Source organism: Ornithinimicrobium sp. (assembly GCF_030537745.1).
Lineage (GTDB): Bacteria > Actinomycetota > Actinomycetes > Actinomycetales > Dermatophilaceae > Ornithinicoccus.
Window position 1 is genome coordinate 1 of sequence record NZ_JAUNVI010000107.1, and the last position, 3,853, is coordinate 3,853.

Consider the following 3,853-nt stretch of genomic DNA (forward strand, 5'->3'; position numbering starts at 1 on the left):
CCCAGGAGGGGATCCTCACCGGCATCTCCGCCGGCTCCAATGTGGCCGCCGCCCTCGAGGTCGCCCGTCGGCCCGAGTCTGCCGGCAAGACGATCGTGGCCATCGTGCCTGACTACGGCGAGCGCTATCTGTCCACGGTCCTCTTCGAGGGCCTGACCGACTGATGAAGACAGCCGTGTCGTTGTCTCGCGCGCCTCGAGAGGTGATCAGTGCGCTCGCCCGCGCCGGGGGCGAGGTCCGGGGCGACCTGGACGCCGCGATCGCGCGTGACCCGTCGACGAGCAGCCGCGTCGAGATGGCGCTGGCCTCGCCGGGCCTGCACGCGATCTGGGTGCACCGGCTCTCCCACCGGCTGTGGACTTCCGGTGCCAGGTTGCCGGCCAGGTTGCTGTCACAGGCGGCCCGGGCGGCGACCGGCGTGGAGATCCACCCTGGAGCCCAGATCGGCAAGCGCTTCTTCATCGACCACGGCATGGGGGTCGTCATCGGCGAGACCGCCGAGGTGGGTGATGACGTGATGATGTATCACGGGGCCACCCTCGGTGGTCGTTCCCTGGACCGGGTCAAACGCCACCCCACGCTGGGCGATGGCGTGACCATCGGTGCCGGCGCCAAGGTGCTGGGCGATGTGACTCTTGGCCATGGCGTCGCGGTGGGTGCCAATGCCGTGGTCACCAAGGATGTGCCGGCGATGGCGGTCGCCACGGGGATTCCAGCCAAGATCCGCCCGCTGCCTGCTTCGCAGGATCCGCAGCACGCGTTGTATGACGAGCCGGCGCTCTGGATCTGAGCGCCCAGCGCAGCAGCTGGCTGCAGCATGCCGAAGCGGCCCGTCGATGAGACGGGCCGCTTCGTCACAGCAGAACTAGCTGGTTAGCGTCAGGGAAGCTTGTCCCCGCCCGGGCCGAAACCGGAGGTGTCGACCTCTAGGCCGCCGCCGGAGTCGGCTGCGCCGGTCTCGTTGGAGTAGTGGCCGGAGGCGCCGGTCGTCTCGTGGCCGGTGACCTTGGCCTTGACCTCGCTCGCGCGGGCCTTGGCCTCCTCGCCGACCTTGTTGGCGACCTCGGGGGCCTTGGCCTTGACCTCTTCGACCTTGGTCTGGACGCGTGGGTCGGTCCACAGCTTGTTGGCCTGGTCAGCGATGGCGTCGTAGCGCTCACGGCCGGCACGCGCACCAAGCACGTAACCCACCCCAGCGCCAACGAGCAACAGTAACTTGTTCATGAGTGACTCCTTTCCGATAAGTCAACGTTCATCTGCGAGCCTACCCGCGAGTTCGGCCAGGGCGCCTGCTGAAGCGTCAACGTGCCTGCCGGACTCGCAGATCCCGCGATGTCAGCCCGGCCTGCGTCGCGGGTCGGCGGAGGGTGTGGGATTTGAACCCACGGAGGTTTCCCTCGGGCGCTTTCAAGGCGCCTGCACTCGGCCGCTATGCGAACCCTCCCGGCGACGGCGCGAAGGCGTTGTCGTCACGGGCATCATCGCACGGAGGGGCCGGGAGTCACCAGTCCTGGCCAGCGGCTGATCTCTCCCTGCGGGGGTCGGTGCCTGCTACCGTTGAGTTGGTTGACGTGGCATTTCCTTGGCAGTAAAGATCTTCGGAACAAACCGGGACGCTGGGGGGTTTCACCGCATACCGCTCTTCGCGTCACTCGCGAAGAGCTCGCACCTGGTAGTACAGCAGAAAGAAGATCAGGCATGGCACAAGGAACCGTCAAGTGGTTCAACGCTGAGAAGGGCTTCGGCTTCATCGCTCAAGATGGAGGCGGCCCGGACGTATTCGTCCACTACTCGGCCATCGAGTCCAGCGGCTACAAGTCCCTCGAAGAGGCCCAGCGGGTCGAGTTCGAGGTCACGCAGGGCCCCAAGGGTCCTCAGGCAGATGCGGTGCACCCGCTCTGAGGTCAGCCCTCTGACCACCTTTGTCTGCCCCCGTCACCACCAGGTGTCGGGGGCAGACCCTTGTCCTTGTGTGGGGTGCGGCAGGAGAGGGAGCGGCTCAACCGCAGACGGCGCCGATGTCGGCTAGCTCGTCGGTCTCCGTGGTGGTCGCCGAGGAGTCGTCCTGCGAAGACGAAGAAGTGCTCGTCCCGGAGGGTGCCGTCGAGGTGGCCGCCGCATCGTCGGCCGGCTGCTCGCTCGTGGGCGGGGCGTCGGCCGGGTGGATGGCTTCCCAGACGAGATAGCGGATCTGGGAGTAGTCCGGGTCCGTGACGTCGGTGTTCTTGGGCGTGAAGGGCAGGCTCTTGATCTTGCTCTTCTGCACCAGCATGACGAGCTCGGCCCACGTCGAGAGCTCGGTGCTGGGGATGTCGGTGACGACGTTGTTGCCCACCGCCGTGATGATCTGCGGATAGCGCTGCAGCAGGGTCAGCGGGTCAGCCTGGTCGATGACGGCCGCGACCATGCACCGTTGGCGGCGCATCCGGCTGAAGTCGTCGGTGGTGACGCGGGAGCGGCTGTAGCCCAGGGCTTGATGGCCGGTGAGCTCCTGCGTCCCGGGCTCGAGCCACTCCAGGCCCGGGGAGTTGGGGTCGAGTTGCAGATGCCCGGCGGCGTCGGTGTAGGTGCGCCCGTTGATCGGGATCGGCTCCTGCACCGTGATGCTCACCCCGCCCATCGCGTCGATGAGCTCCTCAAACCCCTTCAGGTTGACGATCACGGTGTGCTGGATCGGGAGCCCGAGGATGGTGGAGAGCACCTCCCTGGTCGCGGACAGGCCAGGGTTGGTCTCGCCGACATACCACGCAGGGTGCTCTTGCGCGTTCAGGTCGGCCGCGGTCCAGATGGCGTTCATCAGGCACTGGTTGCCGCAGTCGTAGACGCCGCCGTAGGTCTTGTAGAGCGGGTTATCGCGGGGGATCGGCACGCGTTGCAGGTTGCGGGGTATGGAGAACAGCACCGACTCCCCGGTGTGCGTGTCGATGCTCGCAACGATCATCGTGTCGGTGCGGGTGCCTTCCCTGCCCTTGTCGGCGTCCGAGCCGAGCAGCAGGATGTTGACGCGCGGCAGGTCCGCCCACGGGTCCTTCGGGTCCTTGCTCAGCGAGGAGGTCGGCTCGGAGCCGTTCGGGGAGGCCATCGGCTGGTTGAAGACCTTGTCCATCGCGCTCAGATGGCTGGTGATGTATTCATAACCGAGCGCGGCCGGGGCGCTGACTGCCAGGCACAGCACGCCGGTGAACGCGGCCAGCGTCACGCGCTGCTTGCGGGTGGTTCGTGCCGGTCGGGTCAGCAGCGCCGTGGTGGCGATCGCTGCGATCCAGATGAACGTGCCGATGATGAGGACAGCCAGGATGAGCTTGAGCCGTTCCGGGCTCGCCGCGGTGCCCAGCGCCGTGCTCGTCAACCCCTTGCGCCAGACGGCATACCCGAGCGCGAGAGCGCCGACCAGGAGTGCGCCCAGCAGCGCCATACCGAGCACCTTGGCGCGGGTGCGCAGGAGCCCCGCGCCGGGCACCACGGCAGACAGGGCAGTCAGCCGCAAGGCGCGAGGCAGCGTCGCACGTCGCCCTTCGCGATGGTGGTCCATCCACTCACTACGGGTGCCGTGCGCAGCGTGCGCGCCGCTGCTGTCGCTGGGGTCGTTCATCGAGGCGGGAGAACCTTCCGGGGGGTGCGTGCCACCATCATGTCCTACCAACGGCACCTGATCATCACCTGTGCGAGACCGGGTTTTGGACCTGCTGAGGGCGACAGGTACGCTGATCTGCGATCTGGAGGCGTCGCCTAGTCTGGTCTATGGCGCCCGCCTGCTAAGCGGGTTTGGGGTTTATAGCCCCATCGAGGGTTCAAATCCCTCCGCCTCCGCCGATCATGACAGAACCCCCGGCCGCTCCGGCCGGGGGTTCTG

General features: G+C 67.1%; 4 protein-coding genes, 2 tRNA genes and 1 pseudogene. 4 read left to right on the forward strand and 3 right to left on the reverse strand.

What is annotated here, in order from left to right:
- Positions 1-164 (forward strand): annotated as a pseudogene (locus Q4P07_RS13910) (cysteine synthase A); the annotation flags it as partial.
- Between the two features lie 11 nt (positions 165-175).
- Positions 176-790, forward strand: a complete 615-nt coding sequence (gene epsC / locus Q4P07_RS13915; RefSeq protein ID WP_303375517.1) for a serine O-acetyltransferase EpsC — start codon at positions 176-178, stop codon at positions 788-790.
- A gap of 89 nt (positions 791-879) precedes the next feature.
- Here epsC and Q4P07_RS13920 read toward each other — a convergent pair whose 3' ends face one another.
- Together Q4P07_RS13920 and Q4P07_RS13925 are read right to left on the reverse strand one after the other, a co-directional pair.
- Positions 880-1,224 (reverse strand): YtxH domain-containing protein, encoded by a 345-nt coding sequence (locus Q4P07_RS13920; RefSeq protein WP_303375518.1) that lies wholly within the window; start codon positions 1,222-1,224, stop codon positions 880-882.
- Positions 1,225-1,361: 137 nt separating this feature from the next.
- A tRNA-Ser gene (locus Q4P07_RS13925) sits at positions 1,362-1,444 on the reverse strand.
- Positions 1,445-1,698: 254 nt separating this feature from the next.
- Here Q4P07_RS13925 and Q4P07_RS13930 point away from each other — a divergent pair.
- Complete coding sequence (locus Q4P07_RS13930) at positions 1,699-1,902, forward strand: cold-shock protein (RefSeq protein ID WP_303375519.1); 204 nt, start codon at positions 1,699-1,701, stop codon at positions 1,900-1,902.
- Positions 1,903-1,999: 97 nt separating this feature from the next.
- On the opposite strand, the gene Q4P07_RS13935 is transcribed toward Q4P07_RS13930, so the two are convergent.
- Positions 2,000-3,592, reverse strand: coding sequence for an LCP family protein (locus Q4P07_RS13935; RefSeq protein WP_303375520.1), 1,593 nt, complete (start codon positions 3,590-3,592; stop codon positions 2,000-2,002).
- A gap of 126 nt (positions 3,593-3,718) precedes the next feature.
- Between Q4P07_RS13935 and Q4P07_RS13940 the strand changes: the two genes are divergently transcribed.
- A tRNA-Ser gene (locus Q4P07_RS13940) sits at positions 3,719-3,810 on the forward strand.
- Positions 3,811-3,853 lie beyond the last annotated feature (43 nt).